Raw genomic sequence first — 19636 nt, 5'->3', positions numbered from 1 at the left:
AGCGGCTTGCCCCCGGCTTTAACGATTATGAAAAAGCGTCGTTCTGCAAATTTGCACCATCTCTGTTGCGAGGCGTTGCCGGAAGACACCAGGCTGACGCCTCAGGTTGAAATTGACAATATTCATCAACGACACACAACCGATGTGTATGAGCACGCCCTGACCATTACCGCCTGGCAACAGATCTACGATCAGCTGCATCCGGGGCAGTTTCGCGGCGAGTTTACCGAAATCCTGCTCGATGAGATCCAGGTCTTCCGCGAATATACCGGGCTGGCGCTGCGCCAGTCCTGCCTGGTCTGGCCGAACTCCTTCTGGTTTGGCATTCCGGCGACCCGGGGTGAACAGGGGTTTATCGGCTCGCAGTGTCTGGGCCGGGCAGAAATCGCCACCCGTCCCGGCGGTACGGAGTTCGAGCTCAGCACGCCGGATGATTACACCATTCTCGGGGTAGTGATTTCGCAGGAGGTGATTGCGCGTCACGCCAGTTTCCTGCACCACCCGGAACGGGTGCTACATATGCTACGCAACCAGTCAGCGCTGGCGGTCCGCGAGCCGCATAAGGCCGCGCTGTGGGGGTTTGTCCAGCAGGCGCTGGCCACCTTTAGCGAGCATCCGGATACCCTTCATCAGCCGGCCGTGCGTAAAGTCCTGCGGGATAATCTGTTGCTGGCGATGGGCACGATGCTGGAAGAAGCGCAGCCGATGGTAAGTGCAGAGAGCGTCAGCCACCAGAGCTACCGCCGCCTGCTGGCGCAGGCGCGCGAATATGTGCTGGAAAACAGCGCGGAGCCGTTAACCGTTCTCGATCTGTGCCAGCAGCTGTACGTCAGCCGTCGCACCTTGCAAAACGCCTTCCATGCAATACTGGGGATTGGTCCTAACGCCTGGCTCAAACGGATCCGCCTGAACGCCGTGCGTCGGGAGCTGATAAGCCCCTGGTCAGAGCGCAAGACGGTCAAGGAGGCGGCCATGCAGTGGGGATTCTGGCATTTGGGGCAGTTCGCCACCGACTATCAGCAGCTGTTTGCTGAGAAACCGTCGATGACGCTGCACCATCGCCTGCGCCAGTGGGTGTGAGGGAAGAGACTCCGCTACCGGGTGGCCAGTCGCCATCCGGCCGTTACAGCCAATCGCGCACCTGAATAAACTCGCTCAGCGCCGCCTCGGGGCTGCCGGGCTCGGGCTGATAATCATATTCCCAGCGCACCAGCGGTGGCATCGACATCAGAATCGACTCCGTACGCCCGCCGGTCTGCAGGCCGAACAGGGTGCCGCGGTCCCAGACCAGATTGAACTCGACATAGCGGCCGCGACGGTAGAGTTGAAAGTGGCGCTCGCGTTCGCCGTACGGCGTGGCTTTCCGGCGTTCGACGATAGGTAAATAGGCGTCAGCATAGCCGTTCCCGACCGCCTGCATAAAGGCGAAGCAGTGGTCAAAATCCGGGGTGTTCAGGTCGTCAAAGAACAGACCGCCGATGCCGCGCTGCTCCTGGCGGTGCTTGAGATAGAAGTAATCATCGCACCATTTTTTATAGCGCGGATAGACTTCCTCGCCGAACGGCAGACACAGATCGCGGGCGGTACGATGCCAGTGGACGGCATCCTCTTCAAAGCCGTAGTAAGGGGTTAAATCAAAGCCGCCGCCGAACCACCACACCGGGTCGGCGCCAGGCTTTTCGGCAATAAAGAACCGCACGTTGGCATGGCTGGTGGGCACGTAGGGGTTCAGCGGATGAACCACCAGCGAGACGCCCATGGCTTCAAAACTGCGTCCGGCCAGCTCCGGGCGGTGCGCGGTGGCGGAGGCAGGCATGGCGTCGCCATGGACGTGGGAAAAGTTGACCCCCGCCTGCTCGAACACCCGGCCTTCGCGCAGCACCCGGCTGCGTCCGCCGCCACCGCCTTCCCGCTGCCAGGCATCTTCAATAAACGGCGCGCCATCCACGGCGCTCAGCTGCTGACAGAGGTTGTCCTGGAGCTGGAGCAGAAAAGTTTTTACCTGCGCGGCATCGGGTTTCATTAACGTCTCTTCGAATGGGCTTTCTGGTTATCGAACCAGTGGAAATAGCTGATAATGCCGTTGGCAATCGCGGTGGCGATTTTCTGCCGGAAGGCGGTGGTGCCGAGCAGTTTCTCCTCGTTCGGGTTGGTGATAAACGAGGTTTCCACCAGCACAGACGGTATGGATGGTGACTTCAGCACCACGAACGCCGCCTGCTCGGTATTGCGGCTGTGCAGCTTATGTACCGGCTTGATCTTTTTCAGGATATGCGAGCCCAGCGTCAGGCTGTTTTTGATGGTGTCGGTCTGCACCAGATCGAACAGTACCTGCTGCAGCAGATGGTCTTTATCCGTCGCTTTCTTACCGGCGACCTCATCGGCGCGGTTTTCGCGATCGGAGAGGTATTTCGCCATGGCGCTACTGGCGCCGCGGTTTGACAGGGCGAACACCGAGGCGCCGGCGGCGCTCGGGTTGGTAAAACCATCGGCGTGGATTGACATAAACAGATCGGCGCCGTGCTGATGGGCGATCTCCACGCGGTCGTACAGCGGGATAAAGGTATCGCCGGTGCGGGTCAGGCGGGCGTCGATGCCGTTGCTGCGCAAAATGCTGCGCACGTTCTTAGCGATCGCCAACACCACATGCTTCTCTTTCGAGCCGTTATGGCCGATAGCGCCGGTATCGATGCCGCCGTGGCCCGGATCTAACATTACAATCCGGCGACCCCCGGCCTTTTTGGCGGCGGGTTTGCTATGTCCATTTGACGTTTTCAGTGGCTGTTCTTTTGCGCTGACCTGTGAGGCGACGCCGCTCAGCGTCATCGCAGCCAGCCCGGCTTTCAGCACCTGACGGCGCGAAGCAAGTATTTTTAAGGGTTTAAAAGTGCTCATTCGGCCTGAATTGTAAACAAGTGATGTCCAATGTTATATCGTATCGCGTTTGCCGTTACGACCATTCAAAATAAGAATTGTTTTACTTTTCATTTCAATACATGACAAAGTCATATTATGCCATTTTTTGTCGCTGATTTCGCCTGATATTGGCTATCAGTTATATTCGCGCCATAATCACTGTTTTTAACCGTCAATGGTGGGGAATACCATGGAGATTCGCGTTTTTCGCCAGCAGGATTTCGAAGAGGTTGTGACGCTGTGGGAGCGCTGCGATCTGCTGCGCCCGTGGAACGATCCGGAGATGGATATTGAGCGCAAGCTGAATCACGACGTCAGCCTGTTTCTGGTGGCGGAAGTGAATGGCGAAGTGGTCGGCACGGTGATGGGCGGATATGACGGTCATCGCGGATCGGCCTATTATCTCGGCGTCCATCCGGAATATCGCGGCCGGGGTATCGCGAATGCGCTGCTCAACCGTCTGGAGAAAAAGCTGATTGCCCGCGGCTGCCCGAAAATCAACATTATGGTCCGTGAAGACAACGACGTGGTGCAGGGAATGTACGAGCGGTTGGGCTATGAGTACGCCGATGTCCTGACCCTGGGCAAACGCCTGATCGAAGATGAAGAATACTGAGTTTATCCCCGCCGATTTTGATGCCCATGGCCGTCTGCGCCTGCCTTTGCTTTTCTGGTGCGTGCTGTTGTTGCAGGCCCGCACGTGGGTGCTGTTTTTGATGGCCGGCGCATCGCGCCAGCAGGGCGACGCGATTCTTAATCTGTTCTATCCCGATCACGAGCGCTTCTGGCTTGGTTTACTGCCAGGCGTGCCGGCGGTGCTGGCCTTTCTTCTTAGCGGCTATCGTCAGCGCCTGCCGCGCCTGTGGCGGGCGATGCGCTGGCTGCTGGTGCTATCGCAAGTGCTGCTGTTGCTGTGGCAGCCGATGCTATGGCTGAGCGGCGAATCTCCCTCCTCGTTGACCATTGCGCTGCTGGTCGCGGATGGCTATGCCCTGTGGTGGCTGTTAACCAGCCGTCGCCTGGGCGCCTGTTTTCACCAGACCACCTTTTAATGGCACTTTTTGCCGATCGTGAACTCCAACATGCGTTGAATGACTCAGAAAGGATTGAGATATGAAATCGCTACGTGTAATGCTCTGTGCACTTCCGCTGGCGCTGACCGGCTGCTCCACGATGAGCGCAGTCAACTGGTCGGCGGCCTATCCGTGGAACTGGTTTGGCGCTTCCACCGAGGTGACCGAGCAGGGAGTGGGTAAACTGACGGCTTCCACGCCGCTCAATGAACAGGCGATTAGCGATGCGCTGGGCAGCGACTACCGTTTACGCAGCGGAATGAAGACCGATAAGGGCAATATCGTCCACTACTTTGAAGCGCTGAAAAACAACAGCGTGGCGCTGACCATCAATGGCGACAACGGTGCTATCAGCCGGATTGACGTGCGTGATGCGGATATCAAAACCGCCAGCGGCGTGAAAATCGGCACACCGTTTAGCGACCTGTACAGCAAAGCCTTCGGCAACTGCCAGAAAGGCAGCCATGACAACGGGGCGGTCGTCGAGTGTCAGGCCGAGGGTAGCCAGCATATCAGCTATGCCTTCACTGGCCACTGGAGCGGTCCGGACGAGCTGATGCCCTCCGACGATACGCTGAAAAACTGGAAGGTCAGCAAGATTATCTGGCGTCGCTAAATTGATCTGAAGAGACACGACAGCTCTGAAAAACGGTTACAATGGCGCGTTAGCAACGCGACAGCGTTGTGGTTGCATCATTTCAGGAGGAGCGATGTCTCAGGTTCAGAGCGGCATTTTGCCGGAACATTGCCGCGCGGCGATTTGGATTGAAGCCAATCTCAAAGGGGACGTTAACGCCCTGCGCGAAGCGAGCAAAATTTTTGTCGATAACGTGGCCACCTTCCAGGCTAAATTCCCCGACGCCAAACTCGGTGCGGTGGTGGCGTTCGGCAATAACGTCTGGCGTCAGCTGAGCGGCGGCGAAGGGGCGGATGAGTTAAAAGATTTCCCGGTCTATGGCAAAGGGCTGGCGCCGTCCACCCAGTATGACCTGCTGATTCATATTTTATCCGCCCGTCATGAAGTTAACTTCTCGGTGGCGCAGGCCGCGCTGGCCGCCTTTGGCGACGCTATCGACGTGAAAGAAGAGATCCACGGCTTCCGCTGGGTGGAAGAGCGTGACCTCAGCGGCTTCGTCGATGGCACCGAAAACCCGGCGGGGGAAGAAACCCGCCGCGAAGTGGCGGTCATTAAAGACGGCGTGGATGCGGGCGGCAGCTACGTGTTCGTCCAGCGCTGGGAGCATAATCTCAAACAGCTGAACCGCATGAGCGTGCCGGATCAGGAGATGATGATCGGCCGTACTAAAGACGCTAACGAAGAGATCGATGGCGATGAACGTCCGGTCACGTCGCACCTGAGCCGCGTGGACTTAAAAGAAGATGGCAAAGGGTTGAAAATCGTCCGTCAGAGCCTGCCGTACGGCACCGCCAGCGGCACCCATGGCCTCTATTTCTGCGCCTACTGCGCGCGCCTGTATAACATCGAGCAGCAGCTGCTGAGCATGTTTGGCGATACCGACGGTAAACGCGACGCGATGCTGCGCTTCACCAAACCGGTGACCGGCGGGTATTACTTCGCGCCGTCGCTGGAGCGTATCCAGGCGCTGTAATTTTTCCCCTCACCCTAACCCTCTCCCCAAAGGGGAGAGGGGACGGTAAGGTGCGGCTATGGGATCTGCGTGCGGATTCTTTTACTCCCTCTCCCTCAGTCAGAGGGGAGGGGTGAGGGCATCGGCGACTCAGGCGCTTCAAGTATCCCCTCCATCACCGCATCACCATGCTCTTCAAACTCAATATTCCAGAAGCGTAAAACTCGCCATCCCTCGCTCTGTTGCCAGCGGGTGCGGCGTCATCGTGTTGGCCGCCGTCCAGTTCAATCGCCAGCCGTATTGCGCAGCAGGCGAAATCGAGAATATAGGGGCCAACGGGGTGCTGACGGCGAAACGTGTCGCTAGCAAAACGGCGGTTGCGCAGTCAGTACCCTGGTCGACGTTCTGCGGGCGTTAAGCTACGTCTGAGCTGACGAGCAAATATCTGTGTGTTTTTCATATAAACACAGTGCACGCCTGGCTGCCGTTTGTCACAATGACCCGTCTAATCTGCGAGCCGCTTTCAGCTAAGCTTTGCCAGTTGCTTATTCCCTTTTCGACTTCCAAATCGCCAAACGGTATATAAAACCGTTACTCCTTTCGTACCCGTTATAAATATGATGATCATCAGAAAATGTTCAACGTTGATAAGGGTGCGCAATGGCCGTTAAATCACTGAAAAAAGGATATCTGGCGCTGGCGGCTTCCATGCTGCTGGTGGCGCAGGCGCAGGCGACGGAGCTGCTGAACAGCTCCTATGATGTCTCCCGCGAGCTGTTTGCCGCCCTTAACCCGCCTTTTGAGCAGCAGTGGGCGAAAGACAATGGCGGGGACAAGCTGACCATCAAGCAGTCGCATGCCGGTTCATCCAAGCAGGCGCTGGCTATTTTGCAGGGCCTGAAGGCGGACGTGGTCACCTACAACCAGGTGACGGACGTGCAGATCCTGCATGACAAAGGCAACCTGATCCCGGCCGACTGGCAAAGCCGTCTGCCGAACAACAGCTCACCGTTCTATTCGACGATGGGTTTCCTGGTGCGTAAAGGCAATCCGAAAAACATTCATGACTGGAACGACCTGGTTCGCTCTGACGTCAAGCTGATCTTCCCGAACCCGAAAACCTCGGGTAACGCCCGATACACCTACCTGGCGGCATGGGGCGCGGCGGATAAAGCTGATGGCGGCGATAAAGCTAAAACCGAACAGTTTATGACTCAGTTTCTCAAGAACGTCGAAGTCTTTGACACCGGCGGGCGCGGAGCGACCACCACCTTCGCCGAGCGCGGCCTCGGCGATGTGCTGATTAGCTTCGAATCGGAAGTGAACAATATTCGCAAGCAGTATGAGGCGCAGGGATTTGAAGTGGTTATCCCGAAAACCAACATTCTGGCGGAGTTCCCGGTAGCCTGGGTCGATAAAAACGTCAAAGCCAATGGCACGGAAAAGGCGGCGAAAGCCTACCTGAACTGGCTCTATACGCCACAGGCGCAAACTATCATTACCGACTACTACTATCGGGTAAACAACCCGAAAGTGATGGATGCTCTGAAGGATAAATTCCCACAGACCGAGCTGTTCCGCGTGGAAGATAAGTTTGGCTCCTGGCCTGAGGTGATGAAAACCCACTTCGCCAGCGGCGGCGAACTGGACAAACTGCTGGCGGCGGGGCGTAAGTAATGTTTGCTGTGTCGTCCAAGCGCGTGCTGCCGGGTTTTACCCTGAGCCTTGGCACCAGCCTGCTGTTTGTCTGTCTGATTTTGTTATTACCGCTCAGCGCGCTGGTGATGCAGCTGGCGCAGATGAGTTGGGCGCAGTACTGGGATGTGATCACCAACCCGCAGGTGGTGGCTGCCTATAAGGTGACGCTGCTGTCGGCGTTTGTGGCCTCGATTTTTAACGGCGTCTTTGGTCTGCTGATGGCCTGGATCCTGACCCGCTATCGTTTTCCGGGCCGCACGCTGCTGGATGCCTTAATGGACCTGCCGTTTGCGCTGCCGACGGCGGTAGCCGGTCTGACCCTGGCCTCGCTGTTTTCGGTGAACGGTATTTACGGGGAATGGCTGGCGAAGTTCGATATTAAAGTCACCTATACCTGGCTCGGCATCGCCGTGGCGATGGCCTTCACCAGCATCCCGTTTGTGGTACGCACCGTGCAGCCGGTGCTGGAAGAGTTGGGGCCCGAGTATGAGGAAGCGGCGGAAACGCTGGGCGCCACGCGCTGGCAGAGTTTCCGCAAGGTGGTGCTGCCGGAGCTGTCGCCGGCGCTGCTGGCGGGCATTGCTCTGTCGTTTACCCGCAGCCTCGGCGAATTCGGCGCGGTGATTTTTATCGCCGGCAACATCGCGTGGAAGACGGAAGTGACGTCGCTGATGATCTTTATTCGTCTGCAGGAGTTTGACTATCCGGCGGCGAGCGCCATCGCCTCGGTGATCCTGGCCGCCTCACTGCTGCTGCTGTTTTCCATCAATACCCTGCAGAGTCGCTTTGGTCGACGCGTGGTAGGTCACTAATGGCGGAAGTTACTCAATTGAAACGCTACGACGCGCCCCGTATCAACTGGGGAAAATGGTTTCTGATTGGCGTCGGGATGCTGGTCTCCGCCTTCATCCTTGTGGTGCCGATGCTCTACATCTTTATCCAGGCCTTCAGCAAAGGATTGATGCCGGTGCTGGAAAACCTGGCGAACCCGGACATGCTGCATGCCATCTGGCTGACGGTGATGATTGCGTTGATTACCGTACCGGTGAACCTGGTGTTCGGTACCTTGCTGGCCTGGCTGGTGACACGTTTTACCTTTCCGGGGCGCCAGCTGCTGCTGACGTTGCTGGATATCCCGTTCGCCGTCTCGCCGGTGGTGGCCGGTCTGGTGTATCTGCTGTTTTACGGCTCTAACGGTCCGCTGGGCGGCTGGCTTGACGCGCATAATCTGCAAATCATGTTCGCCTGGCCAGGCATGGTGCTGGCGACCATCTTTGTTACCTGTCCGTTTGTGGTGCGTGAGCTGGTGCCGGTGATGATGAGTCAGGGCAGTCATGAAGATGAGGCCGCGGTGCTGCTGGGCGCGTCCGGCTGGCAGATGTTCCGCCGGGTGACGTTGCCCAATATTCGCTGGGCGCTGCTGTACGGCGTGGTGCTGACCAACGCCCGCGCCATCGGCGAGTTTGGCGCGGTGTCGGTGGTTTCCGGCTCGATCCGCGGCGAAACGCTGTCGCTGCCGCTGCAAATTGAACTACTGGAGCAGGATTACAACACCGTCGGCTCGTTTACCGCCGCCGCCATGCTGACGTTAATGGCTATTCTGACCCTGTTTTTAAAGAGTATGTTGCAATGGCGTCTGGCCAATCAGAAAGAACGCGCGCAACAGGAGGGAAATCATGAGCATTGAGATTGCCAATATTAAGAAATCGTTTGGTCGCACCCAGGTGCTGAATGATATCTCGTTGGATATCCCTTCCGGACAAATGGTTGCGCTGCTGGGGCCCTCGGGCTCCGGAAAAACCACCCTGCTGCGAATTATCGCCGGTCTGGAGCATCAGACCAGCGGTCATATCCGCTTCCACGGTACCGACGTCAGTCGGATGCACGCTCGCGACCGTAAAGTGGGCTTCGTTTTCCAGCACTATGCGCTGTTCCGCCATATGACGGTGTTCGATAACATCGCCTTTGGCCTGACCGTGCTGCCGCGCCGCGAACGCCCCAATGCGGCGGCGATTAAAGCCAAGGTGACCAAACTGCTGGAGATGGTGCAGCTGGCCCATCTGGCGGATCGCTATCCGGCGCAGCTGTCCGGAGGCCAGAAGCAGCGCGTGGCGCTGGCGCGCGCCCTGGCGGTGGAGCCGCAAATTTTGCTGCTGGATGAACCTTTCGGTGCGCTGGATGCGCAGGTGCGTAAAGAGCTGCGCCGCTGGCTGCGTCAGCTGCATGAAGAGCTGAAATTCACCAGCGTGTTCGTCACCCACGATCAGGAAGAGGCGATGGAAGTTGCCGACCGGGTGGTGGTCATGAGCCAGGGCAACATCGAACAGGCCGATGCCCCGGAGCGCGTATGGCGTGAGCCGTCTACCCGTTTCGTGCTGGAGTTTATGGGGGAAGTGAACCGCCTGCAGGGGGTCATCCGCGGTGGACAGTTCCACGTCGGCGCCCACCGCTGGCCGTTAGGCTATACCCCGGCATACCAGGGGCCAGTGGACCTGTTCCTGCGCCCATGGGAAGTGGACATCAGCCGGCGGACCAGCCTGGATTCGCCGCTGCCGGTGCAGGTCCTGGAGGCCAGTCCGAAAGGGCACTACACCTTCAGCCTCTGGGGTGGTATGACGAACCGCTGAGCGTGGTGTTAACGGGCGATGAGGCGCCGTCCCGCGGCGAACGGCTGTTCGTCGGGCTGCAAAACGCGCGGTTGTACAACGGTACCGAGCGTATCGAGCCGCGCGGCGAGCTTGCTCTGGCGGAGTCGGCCTGATAGCTTAAATCAATGTGCTTTTGCCGGGTGAGGCTCTGCTTACCCGGTCTGGAATTATCACGCGTCTGCCAGGCCGGGTAAGCGAAGCGCCGCCCGGCTTTTTTATTGAGTAAAAATCGTGAATACACTCGAACAAACCATCGGCAATACCCCACTGGTCAAACTTCAGCGTCTGGGACCGGACAACGGCAGCGAAGTCTGGGTCAAACTCGAAGGCAATAATCCGGCCGGCTCGGTGAAAGATCGCGCCGCGCTGTCGATGATCGTCGAAGCGGAAAAGCGCGGCGAAATTCAGCCCGGCGACGTGCTGATCGAAGCGACCAGCGGCAACACCGGTATTGCGCTGGCGATGATCGCCGCGCTGAAAGGCTACCGGATGAAGCTGCTGATGCCCGACAACATGAGCCAGGAGCGTCGGGCCGCGATGCGCGCTTACGGCGCCGAGCTTATCCTGGTCAGCAAAGAGCAAGGGATGGAGGGGGCCCGCGACCTGGCTCTGGAAATGGCCCAGCGCGGAGAAGGCAAACTGCTCGATCAGTTTAACAACCCGGATAACCCCTACGCCCACTACACCACCACCGGCCCGGAAATCTGGCAGCAGACCGCGGGGCGTATCACCCACTTTGTCTCCAGTATGGGGACCACCGGCACCATTACCGGCGTGTCACGTTTTCTGCGTGAACAGAGTAAACCGGTGACCATTGTTGGCCTGCAGCCGGAGGAGGGGAGCAGTATTCCCGGGATCCGCCGCTGGCCGGCAGAGTATATGCCGGGGATCTTTAACGCTTCGCTGGTGGATACGGTGCTGGATATTCATCAGCAGGATGCCGAGAACACCATGCGTCAGCTGGCGGTGCGGGAAGGCATTTTCTGCGGCGTCAGTTCGGGCGGCGCGGTAGCGGGCGCGTTACGCATAGCCCGCGAAAATCCTGGCGCGGTGGTGGTGGCGATTGTCTGCGATCGCGGCGATCGTTACCTTTCCACCGGCGTCTTCGGCGAAGAACACTTTAGCCAGGGGGCGGGCATTTAATCATCAAGCAGGTCGGTGCCGTAGGAGTTATCGACGGTGCACAGCCAGCGTTCGCCCTGCTTCTGAAAGACATAGGTGGCGCGTCGCGTAACCTGGGATATCCCGTCCGCCGTCGGGATATCCAGCCGGGTCTCCATAATCACCAGCGCATTGCCGCCGCCTTCAATAACCTCCATTTTCCCCTGAGTCACCACCAGTCGGTGCTGGAAATAGTCGGCAATGGCGATAAAGGCTTTGCGGATATTCTCTTTCCCTCTGACCACCATGCCCGGTTTGACGACCAGCGCGGCGTCTTCTGCGTAATAACTCATCAGGGTATCGTAATCTTCCTGCGAGATAGCGCGATCGCAGGCTTCAATGACCGCTTTCAGTGCCGGGTCAGCGTGATGCATCTCTGGTGCTCCTTGTTGTGAGCGATTTGTCCGCCTCGGCGATCAGGGCATGCAGGTAAGACTAGCCTGCTGTCGTTTATTTTTCATTAATTTGTCGGCAGCTGCCATCACTCCCCGATACGTTCGGTGGACTGCCTGCGTCAGGGGGCGTCTAAGGCCTGCGCAATATCGGCCGCCAGGCGGGAAATCTCAGCGTCACTCAGACGGCCCAGCGACAGGCGTAGCCCGTGGGAGGGCGTCCGGATGCCAAACACCTCTCCCTCCCGGACCAGCCAGCCGGCGCGGGCCAGGCGTAAGGCGTAGGGCTGGCTCGCCGCTGTCAGCGGCAGCCAGAAATTGAGGCCATCCCCTGGCGTAGCATGGCTGAAGCCGTGCCGGGCCAGCGCCGCCGCCAGTTTCTCATTCTGCTGGCGATAGTGACGACGGGTCTCCGTCATCGAGGCGATAAACGCCTCGTCGGTCAGGCAGGCCAGCGTCAGGTCCTGCAGCAGATGGCTGACCCACTGGCTGCCGGCGTTAAGCCGCAGGCGCAGCGCCGCTGAAGTAGCGGCATCGCTGGCGATAAAGGCCAGCCGTAGGTCTGGTCCGAGGGTTTTTGACATCGAGCGCACCAGCGCCCAGCGTTGGGTGCTTGCAGGAAGAGGGGAGTGCCATGGCGTGGCCGACAGCAGGGCAAAATGGTCATCAACAATCGCCAGTACCTGCGGATAGCGGGCTAGCACCTCCCGCAGGGCATGCGCCCGGGTTTCCGTCAGGCTACAGCCGGTAGGATTATGCGCGCGCGGGGTTAAGATCACCGCCCGTGCGCCGTTGCGTAACGCCTCCTCCAGGCCGTCAGGATCCATCCCTTCGGCATCCACCGCCACCGGGCAGGGGGTAAAACCGGCGTAACGCACCATATTGATGCTGCTGAGAAAACAGGGATCTTCCACCACAACGCCGTCGCCGGGGAGCAGCAGAGCGTACAGCAGGCGCTCCAGGGCGTCTATCGCCCCGCTGGCGAGATTCACCGCAAAGGGAACGGCTATCTCTCTGGCAAACCACGCCTCGGCCCATTGGCCAAGCCGCGGCTCAATGGGCGCATCGCCATACAGGCGGGGCGTGCGGGCAATCTGGCCCAGATAGCGGGGTAAATCAGGCAGTCTGGCCGGATCCGGATTGCCGCTGGAGATATCGTTCAGCGGGGTCGTTGGGTCACCTCCCTCCAGCGCCGGCAGTGTGTCCCGCGCTTTAATGGCTGTACCGTTGCGTCCCTGACTGACGGCCAGCCCGGAGGTCACCAGCCGTTTATAGGCGGCGGCGACAGTGTTGCGATTCACTGCAAGCTGGCTGGCGAGTTCACGTACCGGCGGCAGAACCTCTCCGGGCTGCAACCCGCCGCTCTGCACCAGATGGCGGATGTTATCGAAGATTTCGCTGGCGGTTTTTCCGGCTAACATTATTGACCTATGACAAAATGGAATTTAGCATAGGACGAATCATAATCAGTGCGTGACCCGCTGTCCAGCGGGGGGAGAAAAGATGGGCCAGCAGGATGATATACAATCAGTGCTCTTTCACGACAAAAGCCGGGCGTCGGAAGTGGATATCGTCGCCGTGCAGTCGCAGGTAGTCTATGGCAGCGTCGGCAACAGCATCGCGGTTCCGGCGATTAAACAGCATGGTCTGCGCGTGCTGGCGGTGCCGACGGTGCTGTTCAGCAATACGCCCCATTATGAGACGTTCTATGGCGGCATTATTCCGGAAGAGTGGTTTGTCGGGTATCTGCAGGCGCTGGAGGAGCGCGACGCGCTGCGCGAACTGCGTGCGGTCACCACCGGTTATATGGGCAGCGCTGTGCAAATCGAACGCCTGGCGCAGTGGCTGACGCGCGTACGGGCCCGCCATCCCGGGTTGTGCATTCTGGTGGATCCGGTCATCGGCGATGTCGACAGCGGCATCTATGTCAAGGCTGAGATCCCGGACGCCTATCGTCAGCACCTGCTGCCGCTGGCGCAAGGGATCACCCCCAATCTGTTCGAACTGGAGACGCTGAGCGGCCAGCGCTGTCGCGATCGGCAGGAGGCGGTCGCCGCGGCGCGAAGCCTGCTGTCGGACACCCTCAAATGGGTGGTGATCACCAGCGCGCCGGGAGAGGCCGATTCGACGATCAATGTGCTGGTGGTGACGGCCGATGCAGTGGAAGTGGTGGTTCACCCGCGGGTGGAGACAGACTTAAAAGGAACCGGCGATCTGTTCTGCGCGGAGTTGGTGAGCGGGTTGCTTTCCGGCCTGGCGCTGGGGGCAGCGACGCAGGCTGCTGCCCAGCGCGTGCTGGAGGTGATGAACTGGACTGCCGCCCAGGGGTGTGACGAATTGATCCTACCGCCGCTGGAGCAAAGCAGATGAAAAGCTATCGGTTAGTGATCCGCCAGCAGGGACGCATTGTTGGTCATTTTGATACGACAGGTGAGGCGGCGCTGGAGGATGCCTGCGTGGCGCGGTCGCTGTTCGGCCTGGCCGGTGGATATCAGTGCGAACTGCTGGTCGCTGACAGCGAGCGGCGAATTCTGGAGAGCACCCCGGAGGGATTGCGCGTCTTGTCCCGCGAGAAGTGCTATCGACCGGTAACCTGCGCGGTATAAAAAAATGGCGCCTTTCGGCGCCATTTTTATGCAGCAAGCATTACTTCTTGATGCGGATTACCGGGGTTTCACCCACGGTCACGCTACCGGACAGTTTGATCAGCTCTTTGATCTCGTCCATGTTGGAGATAACCACCGGCGTCAGAGTCGACTTGGCTTTCTCTTCCAGCAGCGGCAGATCAAATTCGATAACCGGATCGCCGACTTTCACGCGCTGACCTTCTTCAGCGATACGCTTGAAGCCTTCGCCTTTCAGTTCAACGGTATCAATACCGAAGTGAACGAACAGCTCGATGCCGCTATCAGATTCAATAGAGAACGCGTGGTTGGTTTCGAAAATTTTACCAATGGTACCGTCTACCGGCGCGACCATTTTGTTGCCAGTCGGTTTGATGGCAATCCCATCGCCCACAATTTTTTCCGCAAAAACCACATCCGGCACGTCTTCAATGTTGACGATCTCACCGGAGAGGGGAGCAACAATCTCAATAGTTCCGGTGTCTTTCTTGTCATCAGAAACCAGAGATTTCAATTTATCAAACAAACCCATGATCTTCTCCTAAGCAGTAATTTGGGCCGCGCATCTCGTGGATTAGCAGATTGTTTTTTCTTCAATGAACTTGTTAACCAGCGTCATTAACTCGTCCGTTGTCGGTTGAGCAAGAGCCTGCTCTGCTAATACTTTCGCATCTTCGAAGTTCGTATTACGAATAATCTTCTTGATGCGCGGGATGGAAATGGCGCTCATAGAGAATTCGTCCAGCCCCATACCCAGCAACAGAAGTGTAGCACGTTCATCGCCCGCAAGCTCACCGCACATGCCAGTCCATTTACCTTCAGCGTGAGAAGCATCAATAACTTGCTTAATCAGATTCAGTACAGACGGTGACATCGGCTGGTAAAGATGTGAAATCATATCATTACCACGGTCAACTGCCAGAGTATATTGCGTTAAATCATTGGTGCCGATACTAAAGAAATCAACTTCTTTGGCCAGATGACGAGCAATAGTCGCCGCAGCCGGTGTTTCCACCATCACGCCGATCTCAATGGATTCGTCAAATGCTTTACCTTCGTCACGCAGTTCCTGTTTGTAGATTTCGATCTCTTTCTTCAGCGCACGCACTTCTTCAACAGAGATGATCATCGGGAACATAATGCGCAGCTTACCGAAAGCGGAGGCACGCAGGATGGCGCGAACCTGGTCGCGCAGGATCTCTTTACGATCCATCGCAATACGCACGGCACGCCAGCCGAGGAACGGGTTCTCTTCTTTCGGGAAGTTCATGTACGGCAGCTCTTTGTCGCCGCCGATATCCATGGTACGGACGATAACGGCCTGAGAGCCACAGGCCTCAGCCACCGCTTTATAAGCCGCAAACTGTTCTTCTTCAGTTGGCAGCGCGTCACGGTCCATGAACAGGAATTCGGTACGATACAGGCCTACGCCTTCGGCGCCGTTGCGCTCAGCACCTTCGACATCGCGAACGGTACCAATGTTGGCGCAGACTTCAACCTGATGGCCGTCGAGGGTAATCGCCGGCAGATCTTTCAGTTTCGCCAGTTCGGCTTTTTCTTCCGCAACCTGAGCCTGCAGACTACGCAGCGCTTCAATTTGCTCGTTAGACGGGTTGATCAGAACCTGGTTGTTCACCGCGTCGAGAATCAGATAGTCGCCGTTCTTCACCTGCGCCGTGATGCTGCCGGTGCCCACGATGGCCGGCAATTCCAGGGAACGCGCCATGATAGAGGTGTGGGAGGTACGACCGCCCGCGTCGGTGATGAAACCCAGCACTTTTTTCAGGTTCAGCTGTGCGGTTTCAGACGGGGTCAGATCGGCGGCGACGAGGATGACTTCATCCTGAATCGCACTCAGATCGATGATTGCCAGACCAAGGATGTTGCGCAGCAGGCGCTTACCGATATCACGTACGTCAGCCGCACGTTCTTTCAGGTATTCATCATCCAGCTCTTCCAGGGCAGTGGCCTGACCGTCGATAACTTCATTGGCTGCCGCGTCGGCAGTCATGTGCTTATCTTTAATCAGGGCTATGATTTCCTGCTCAAGCTCCTCATCTTCCAGCAGCATAATATGCCCTTCGAAGATGGCTTCTTTTTCTTCACCGAAAGTTTCACCAGCTTTGGTTTTGATGACCTCCAGCTGGGCGGAGGCCTTGGCGCGGCCGCTCAGGAAACGTTCGACTTCCTGATCAACCTTATCGGCAGAAATTTTCTTCCGGTCGATGACAATTTCATCTTCCTTCAGCAGCAATGCTTTGCCGAAGGCGATACCCGGGGATGCTAAAATGCCTGAAATCATAACCCTACCTTACTTGTGACTGATATGAAAAAGAACCCGTGAACTTACTCGAGTTCAGCCATCAGTTTAACCAGATGCTCAACAGCTTTCTGCTCATCTTCGCCTTCAGCGGAGAGGGTCACTACGGTGCCCTGGGTCAGGCCCAGAGTCTGCAGTTTGAACAGGCTTTTGGCGCTGGCGCTTTTGCCGTTGGAGGTTACAGTGATCTCAGAAGTGAAGCCTTTAGCTTCTTTAACAAACTGAGCAGCAGGGCGGGTGTGCAGACCGTTCGGAGCGGTAATGGTAACTTCTTGCTGGAACATTATATTTCCCCAACTTATAGGTTTAGTGTTGTGGACCTAAAGTCTAGTCTAACGACTCGACTTTAGCCTGTATTGTTAGCGCCGGCGTTACGTTTCCGGCCTTGGCGTCGGCAGCGCCTGGCGCTGCGAAGACCTGCGGGCCATTGACGTCTAGCACGTCATTAAACATTATGCCGCGAAAGGAAGACTTGAACCAAATCATAAAATCGATTCAGCTGGCGGAAATCCTCTTCTGAATAATTTCGCGCATCAAAATAAATGTGCTGGTTAAATACCAGACCCTACGAGGTGAATCAATGCCAGGAGGGGTAAAACTTTGACGTGTGCCACAAAAAAGCACCCGAAAAGGTGCTTTTTTACACATTATTTACAAGCTGGCACTACTGTTGCAGCTCTTTCTCAGTGAAGAGATCGGCGAACAGCGCGGTGCTTAAATAACGCTCACCTGAGGAAGGCAGGATAACCACAATATTCTTATTGGTAAAGGCCTCATCTTCCTGCAGCTTCAGCGCGGCGGCAACGGCGGCCCCGGAAGAGATACCCGCCAGGATGCCTTCTTCTTCCATCAGGCGGCGCGCCGTGGAGATAGCTTCCTCGTTGGTAATGCCGATCACTTTGTCGACCAGCTTCAGATCCAGGTTGCCAGGAATGAAGCCGGCGCCGATACCCTGAATTTTGTGCGGACCCGGCTTGAGCTCTTCCCCCGCCAGCGCCTGGGCGATCACCGGGGAATCGGTCGGTTCAACGGCGACGGTGATCAGATCTTTTTTACCTTTGGTGTTTTTGATATAGCGGCTGACGCCGGTCAGCGTTCCGCCGGTACCTACGCCGGAGATAAACACATCCACCTGACCATCGGTATCTTCCCAGATTTCCGGGCCGGTAGTCTTCTCGTGGATTTCCGGGTTAGCCGGGTTGCTGAACTGCTGCAGCAGCAGGAATTGTTCCGGGTTGCTGGCGACAATCTCTTCCGCTTTCTGGATAGCGCCTTTCATGCCTTTGGCGCCTTCGGTCAGCACCAGGTTGGCGCCCAGGGCTTTCAGCAGCTTACGACGCTCGATGCTCATGGTTTCCGGCATGGTCAGCGTCAGTTTGTAGCCGCGGGCCGCCGCCACGTAGGCGAGGGCGATACCGGTGTTGCCGCTGGTCGGCTCGACCAGTTCCACGCCAGGTTTCAGAACGCCGCGCTTTTCAGCATCCCAGATCATATTGGCGCCGATACGGCATTTTACGCTAAAGCTCGGGTTACGAGATTCTACCTTTGCCAGGATACGGCCATTACCGATGCGGTTCAGTCGTACCAGCGGCGTATGACCGATAGTCAGGGAGTTGTCTTCAAAAATCTTACTCATGGCCCGTCCTTAACTGTATGAAATTTGGGGGTACGGCATCAGCATACCCGCTTAAAGAATATGCGGAAGTAAGGATTTAGCATATCTATATGCGGAAGGGAAATAATGATAAGCAAGAAGGAATAAGCGCGATATAAGGGAGCGGCCTTTGCCGCCCCCAAGTGAAGGTGTTACCGCTATTTCCAGCTGGCGTGTCTATTGCGATAGCAATCGACCCACATGGCGGTGGCGCCGCAGATAGCTACCGGAAGGATCACCAGGTTTAACACCGGGATCATTGTGAACAGGCTGGTGAGCGCCCCAAACTGCATATTCATCACTTTGCGACTGCGCAGCGCTTCGCGCATGGTTTTGAAGGGAACCTTGTGATTATCAAAGGGATAATCACAGTATTGAATCGCCAGCATCCATGCGCTGAACAGGAACCAGAGTACCGGGGCTACCGTCTGGCCAACGCCGGGAATAAAGTAGAGCAGCAACAGCACGATGGCGCGCGGCAGATACCAGGCCAGCTTCTGCCACTCACGCTTCATAATCCGCGGAATATCTTTCATGATGCCAAAGACGCCGACGTCCGGTGGGGTAGCGCCGGTCAGGCGCGCTTCCAGCTGTTCCGCCAGCAGGCCGCTGAACGGCGCGGCTATCCAGTTGGCGATCGTCGAAAAGAAGTAGCCAAACACCAGCAGGATTGAGAGCACTACCACCGGCCACAGCAGGTAGTTTAGCCACTGCAGCCAGTCCGGCACATGGCTCATCAGCGAGGGGATCAAGCTGCCGAGACGGGTAAACAGCCACCAGAAGGCAGCGCCCATCAGCAGCACGTTAACCAGTAAAGGCAGGAAGACATAACGCCGTATGCCCGGCAGCCCGATGAGTTTCCAGCCCTGCGAAAAATAATAAACGCCGCTGCGCGGGGTCGGTGCGGATGATGAAACCATAGCCAGGCATTGCTCCTTTTTTAACATCCGGTGTGAATGCTCGCTTATTTTATCGGGTCGTCAGACAATAACCAGTTAGGAAATGTTCGAAAAAACAGCAAAAAGCACGATTTAGTTCATCTTTATGTGGTGAAAGCGACCGACGCACTTGCACTTGAGGTAATCGGCAAATACTCTTAGTGAGTAAATGTTTGCCGTGGTGGCAAGGTGTTAGAACAACAGAGAATATAATGATGCAGGATTTGCGTCTGATATTAATCATTGTTGGCGCGATCGCCATAATCGCTTTACTGGTACATGGTTTCTGGACCAGCCGTAAAGAACGTTCTTCGATGTTTCGCGATCGCCCACTGAAACGTATGAAGTCGCGCGACGATGAGTCGGAAAACGACGACTTTGATGATAATGTTGAAGGCGTAGGAGAAGTCCGCGTTCATCCGGTGACTCACGCCCCGCACGGCGCGCATGGGGAGCATGAAGCCCCTCGTCAGTCGCCGCAGCACCAGTACCAGCCGCCTTACGAGCGCCAGATGCAGCAGCCTGCGCGTCCTGAAGAACCGGTTCGCCAGCCGCCGCAGCCGCCGCGCCAGGCCCCGGTTCCACCGCAGCAACAGCCTGCGCCGCATGCGGCTCCGCAGCCT

At 57.2% G+C, this 19636-nt stretch carries 20 protein-coding genes and 3 pseudogenes; 13 read left to right on the top strand and 10 right to left on the bottom strand.

Translation table 11 applies throughout. The features are described from left to right. Positions 1 to 27: 27 nt before the first annotated feature. Positions 28 to 1080, top strand: coding sequence for an HTH-type transcriptional regulator EutR (gene eutR, locus BHE81_RS12000; RefSeq protein ID WP_023301628.1), 1053 nt, complete (start codon positions 28 to 30; stop codon positions 1078 to 1080). A 43-nt stretch (positions 1081 to 1123) separates the two neighbouring features. On the opposite strand, the gene hemF is transcribed toward eutR, so the two are convergent. Next, positions 1124 to 2023, bottom strand: coding sequence for an oxygen-dependent coproporphyrinogen oxidase (gene hemF, locus BHE81_RS11995; RefSeq protein ID WP_002913641.1), 900 nt, complete (start codon positions 2021 to 2023; stop codon positions 1124 to 1126). After that, positions 2023 to 2895, bottom strand: a complete 873-nt coding sequence (gene amiA / locus BHE81_RS11990; RefSeq protein WP_002913639.1) for an N-acetylmuramoyl-L-alanine amidase AmiA — start codon at positions 2893 to 2895, stop codon at positions 2023 to 2025. The genes hemF and amiA overlap by 1 nt, the downstream gene beginning before the upstream one ends. 211 nt (positions 2896 to 3106) lie before the next feature. Here amiA and BHE81_RS11985 point away from each other — a divergent pair, with 211 nt between their 5' ends. The 4 genes from BHE81_RS11985 to BHE81_RS11970 all read left to right on the top strand — a co-directional run bounded on the left by BHE81_RS11985 (position 3107) and on the right by BHE81_RS11970 (position 5599). Then, on the top strand, positions 3107 to 3532 hold the full coding sequence (locus BHE81_RS11985; protein WP_002913637.1) for a GNAT family acetyltransferase: 426 nt from the start codon (positions 3107 to 3109) through the stop codon (positions 3530 to 3532). Then, entirely contained in the window at positions 3519 to 3968 is a 450-nt protein-coding gene (locus tag BHE81_RS11980; protein WP_002913635.1) for a DUF2919 domain-containing protein, read from the top strand. Before BHE81_RS11985 ends, BHE81_RS11980 begins: the two co-directional genes overlap by 14 nt. A gap of 61 nt (positions 3969 to 4029) precedes the next feature. Continuing rightward, the gene (locus BHE81_RS11975; protein ID WP_002913630.1) at positions 4030 to 4605 is read left to right on the top strand and encodes an RpoE-regulated lipoprotein; all 576 of its coding nucleotides are present in this window, start codon (positions 4030 to 4032) and stop codon (positions 4603 to 4605) included. A 94-nt stretch (positions 4606 to 4699) separates the two neighbouring features. Next, positions 4700 to 5599, top strand: a complete 900-nt coding sequence (locus BHE81_RS11970) for a Dyp-type peroxidase (RefSeq protein WP_004145614.1) — start codon at positions 4700 to 4702, stop codon at positions 5597 to 5599. Positions 5600 to 5694: 95 nt separating this feature from the next. On the opposite strand, the pseudogene BHE81_RS11965 reads toward BHE81_RS11970, so the two are convergent. After that, positions 5695 to 6038: pseudogene (locus tag BHE81_RS11965) on the bottom strand (endonuclease domain-containing protein). A 200-nt stretch (positions 6039 to 6238) separates the two neighbouring features. Between BHE81_RS11965 and cysP the strand changes: the two are divergent. The 5 genes and pseudogenes from cysP (at position 6239) to cysM (ending at position 11067) form a co-directional block, all read left to right on the top strand. After that, on the top strand, positions 6239 to 7255 hold the full coding sequence (gene cysP / locus BHE81_RS11960) for a thiosulfate/sulfate ABC transporter substrate-binding protein CysP (RefSeq protein WP_002913628.1): 1017 nt from the start codon (positions 6239 to 6241) through the stop codon (positions 7253 to 7255). Beyond that, positions 7255 to 8088 (top strand): sulfate/thiosulfate ABC transporter permease CysT, encoded by an 834-nt coding sequence (gene cysT, locus BHE81_RS11955; RefSeq protein ID WP_002913626.1) that lies wholly within the window; start codon positions 7255 to 7257, stop codon positions 8086 to 8088. The genes cysP and cysT overlap by 1 nt, the downstream gene beginning before the upstream one ends. Then, positions 8088 to 8963: a sulfate/thiosulfate ABC transporter permease CysW gene (gene cysW / locus BHE81_RS11950; protein ID WP_020325285.1), complete on the top strand. Its 876-nt coding sequence runs from the start codon at positions 8088 to 8090 to the stop codon at positions 8961 to 8963. The genes cysT and cysW overlap by 1 nt, the downstream gene beginning before the upstream one ends. Beyond that, positions 8953 to 10037: pseudogene (gene cysA / locus BHE81_RS11945) on the top strand (sulfate/thiosulfate ABC transporter ATP-binding protein CysA). The gene cysW and the pseudogene cysA overlap by 11 nt, the downstream one beginning before the upstream one ends. A 118-nt stretch (positions 10038 to 10155) precedes the next feature. Next, entirely contained in the window at positions 10156 to 11067 is a 912-nt protein-coding gene (gene cysM, locus BHE81_RS11940) for a cysteine synthase CysM (RefSeq protein WP_004145610.1), read from the top strand. Here the strand turns inward: cysM and BHE81_RS11935 are convergent. Then, the gene (locus BHE81_RS11935) at positions 11064 to 11459 is read right to left on the bottom strand and encodes a YybH family protein (protein WP_004174913.1); all 396 of its coding nucleotides are present in this window, start codon (positions 11457 to 11459) and stop codon (positions 11064 to 11066) included. The two genes, cysM and BHE81_RS11935, sit on opposite strands and share 4 nt — an antisense overlap. Positions 11460 to 11599: 140 nt before the next feature. After that, positions 11600 to 12898 carry a transcriptional regulator PtsJ gene (gene ptsJ / locus BHE81_RS11930; RefSeq protein ID WP_110246601.1) on the bottom strand — a complete coding sequence of 433 codons (1299 nt, stop codon included), beginning with the start codon at positions 12896 to 12898 and terminating at the stop codon, positions 11600 to 11602. A gap of 82 nt (positions 12899 to 12980) precedes the next feature. On the opposite strand from ptsJ, the gene pdxK reads away from it, so the two are divergent. Continuing rightward, positions 12981 to 13847: a pyridoxine/pyridoxal/pyridoxamine kinase gene (gene pdxK, locus BHE81_RS11925; RefSeq protein ID WP_004174917.1), complete on the top strand. Its 867-nt coding sequence runs from the start codon at positions 12981 to 12983 to the stop codon at positions 13845 to 13847. Continuing rightward, positions 13844 to 14083, top strand: a complete 240-nt coding sequence (locus BHE81_RS11920; protein ID WP_002913605.1) for a hypothetical protein — start codon at positions 13844 to 13846, stop codon at positions 14081 to 14083. The genes pdxK and BHE81_RS11920 overlap by 4 nt, the downstream gene beginning before the upstream one ends. 40 nt (positions 14084 to 14123) lie before the next feature. On the opposite strand, the gene crr is transcribed toward BHE81_RS11920, so the two are convergent. The 5 genes from crr to cysZ form a co-directional block, all read right to left on the bottom strand. Continuing rightward, complete coding sequence (crr, locus tag BHE81_RS11915; RefSeq protein WP_000522253.1) at positions 14124 to 14633, bottom strand: PTS glucose transporter subunit IIA; 510 nt, start codon at positions 14631 to 14633, stop codon at positions 14124 to 14126. A 42-nt stretch (positions 14634 to 14675) separates the two neighbouring features. Continuing rightward, a complete protein-coding gene (gene ptsI, locus BHE81_RS11910) occupies positions 14676 to 16403 on the bottom strand; it encodes a phosphoenolpyruvate-protein phosphotransferase PtsI (RefSeq protein WP_002913506.1) in 1728 nt (575 codons plus the stop codon). Positions 16404 to 16447: 44 nt separating this feature from the next. After that, positions 16448 to 16705: a phosphocarrier protein Hpr gene (ptsH, locus tag BHE81_RS11905; protein WP_002913505.1), complete on the bottom strand. Its 258-nt coding sequence runs from the start codon at positions 16703 to 16705 to the stop codon at positions 16448 to 16450. A 380-nt stretch (positions 16706 to 17085) separates the two neighbouring features. Further along, a complete protein-coding gene (cysK, locus tag BHE81_RS11900) occupies positions 17086 to 18057 on the bottom strand; it encodes a cysteine synthase A (RefSeq protein WP_002913498.1) in 972 nt (323 codons plus the stop codon). 176 nt (positions 18058 to 18233) lie between these two features. After that, positions 18234 to 18995, bottom strand: a complete 762-nt coding sequence (gene cysZ, locus BHE81_RS11895) for a sulfate transporter CysZ (RefSeq protein WP_023301629.1) — start codon at positions 18993 to 18995, stop codon at positions 18234 to 18236. A gap of 230 nt (positions 18996 to 19225) precedes the next feature. Here cysZ and BHE81_RS28720 point away from each other — a divergent pair. Continuing rightward, positions 19226 to 19636, top strand: a pseudogene (locus BHE81_RS28720) (cell division protein ZipA); the annotation flags it as partial.

The sequence above is a fragment of the Klebsiella sp. AqSCr genome (assembly GCF_008452795.1).
Taxonomy (GTDB): domain Bacteria; phylum Pseudomonadota; class Gammaproteobacteria; order Enterobacterales; family Enterobacteriaceae; genus Klebsiella; species Klebsiella pneumoniae.
Note: the sequence above shows the minus strand (reverse complement) of the source record. Positions and strands in the feature narration are given on the sequence as shown.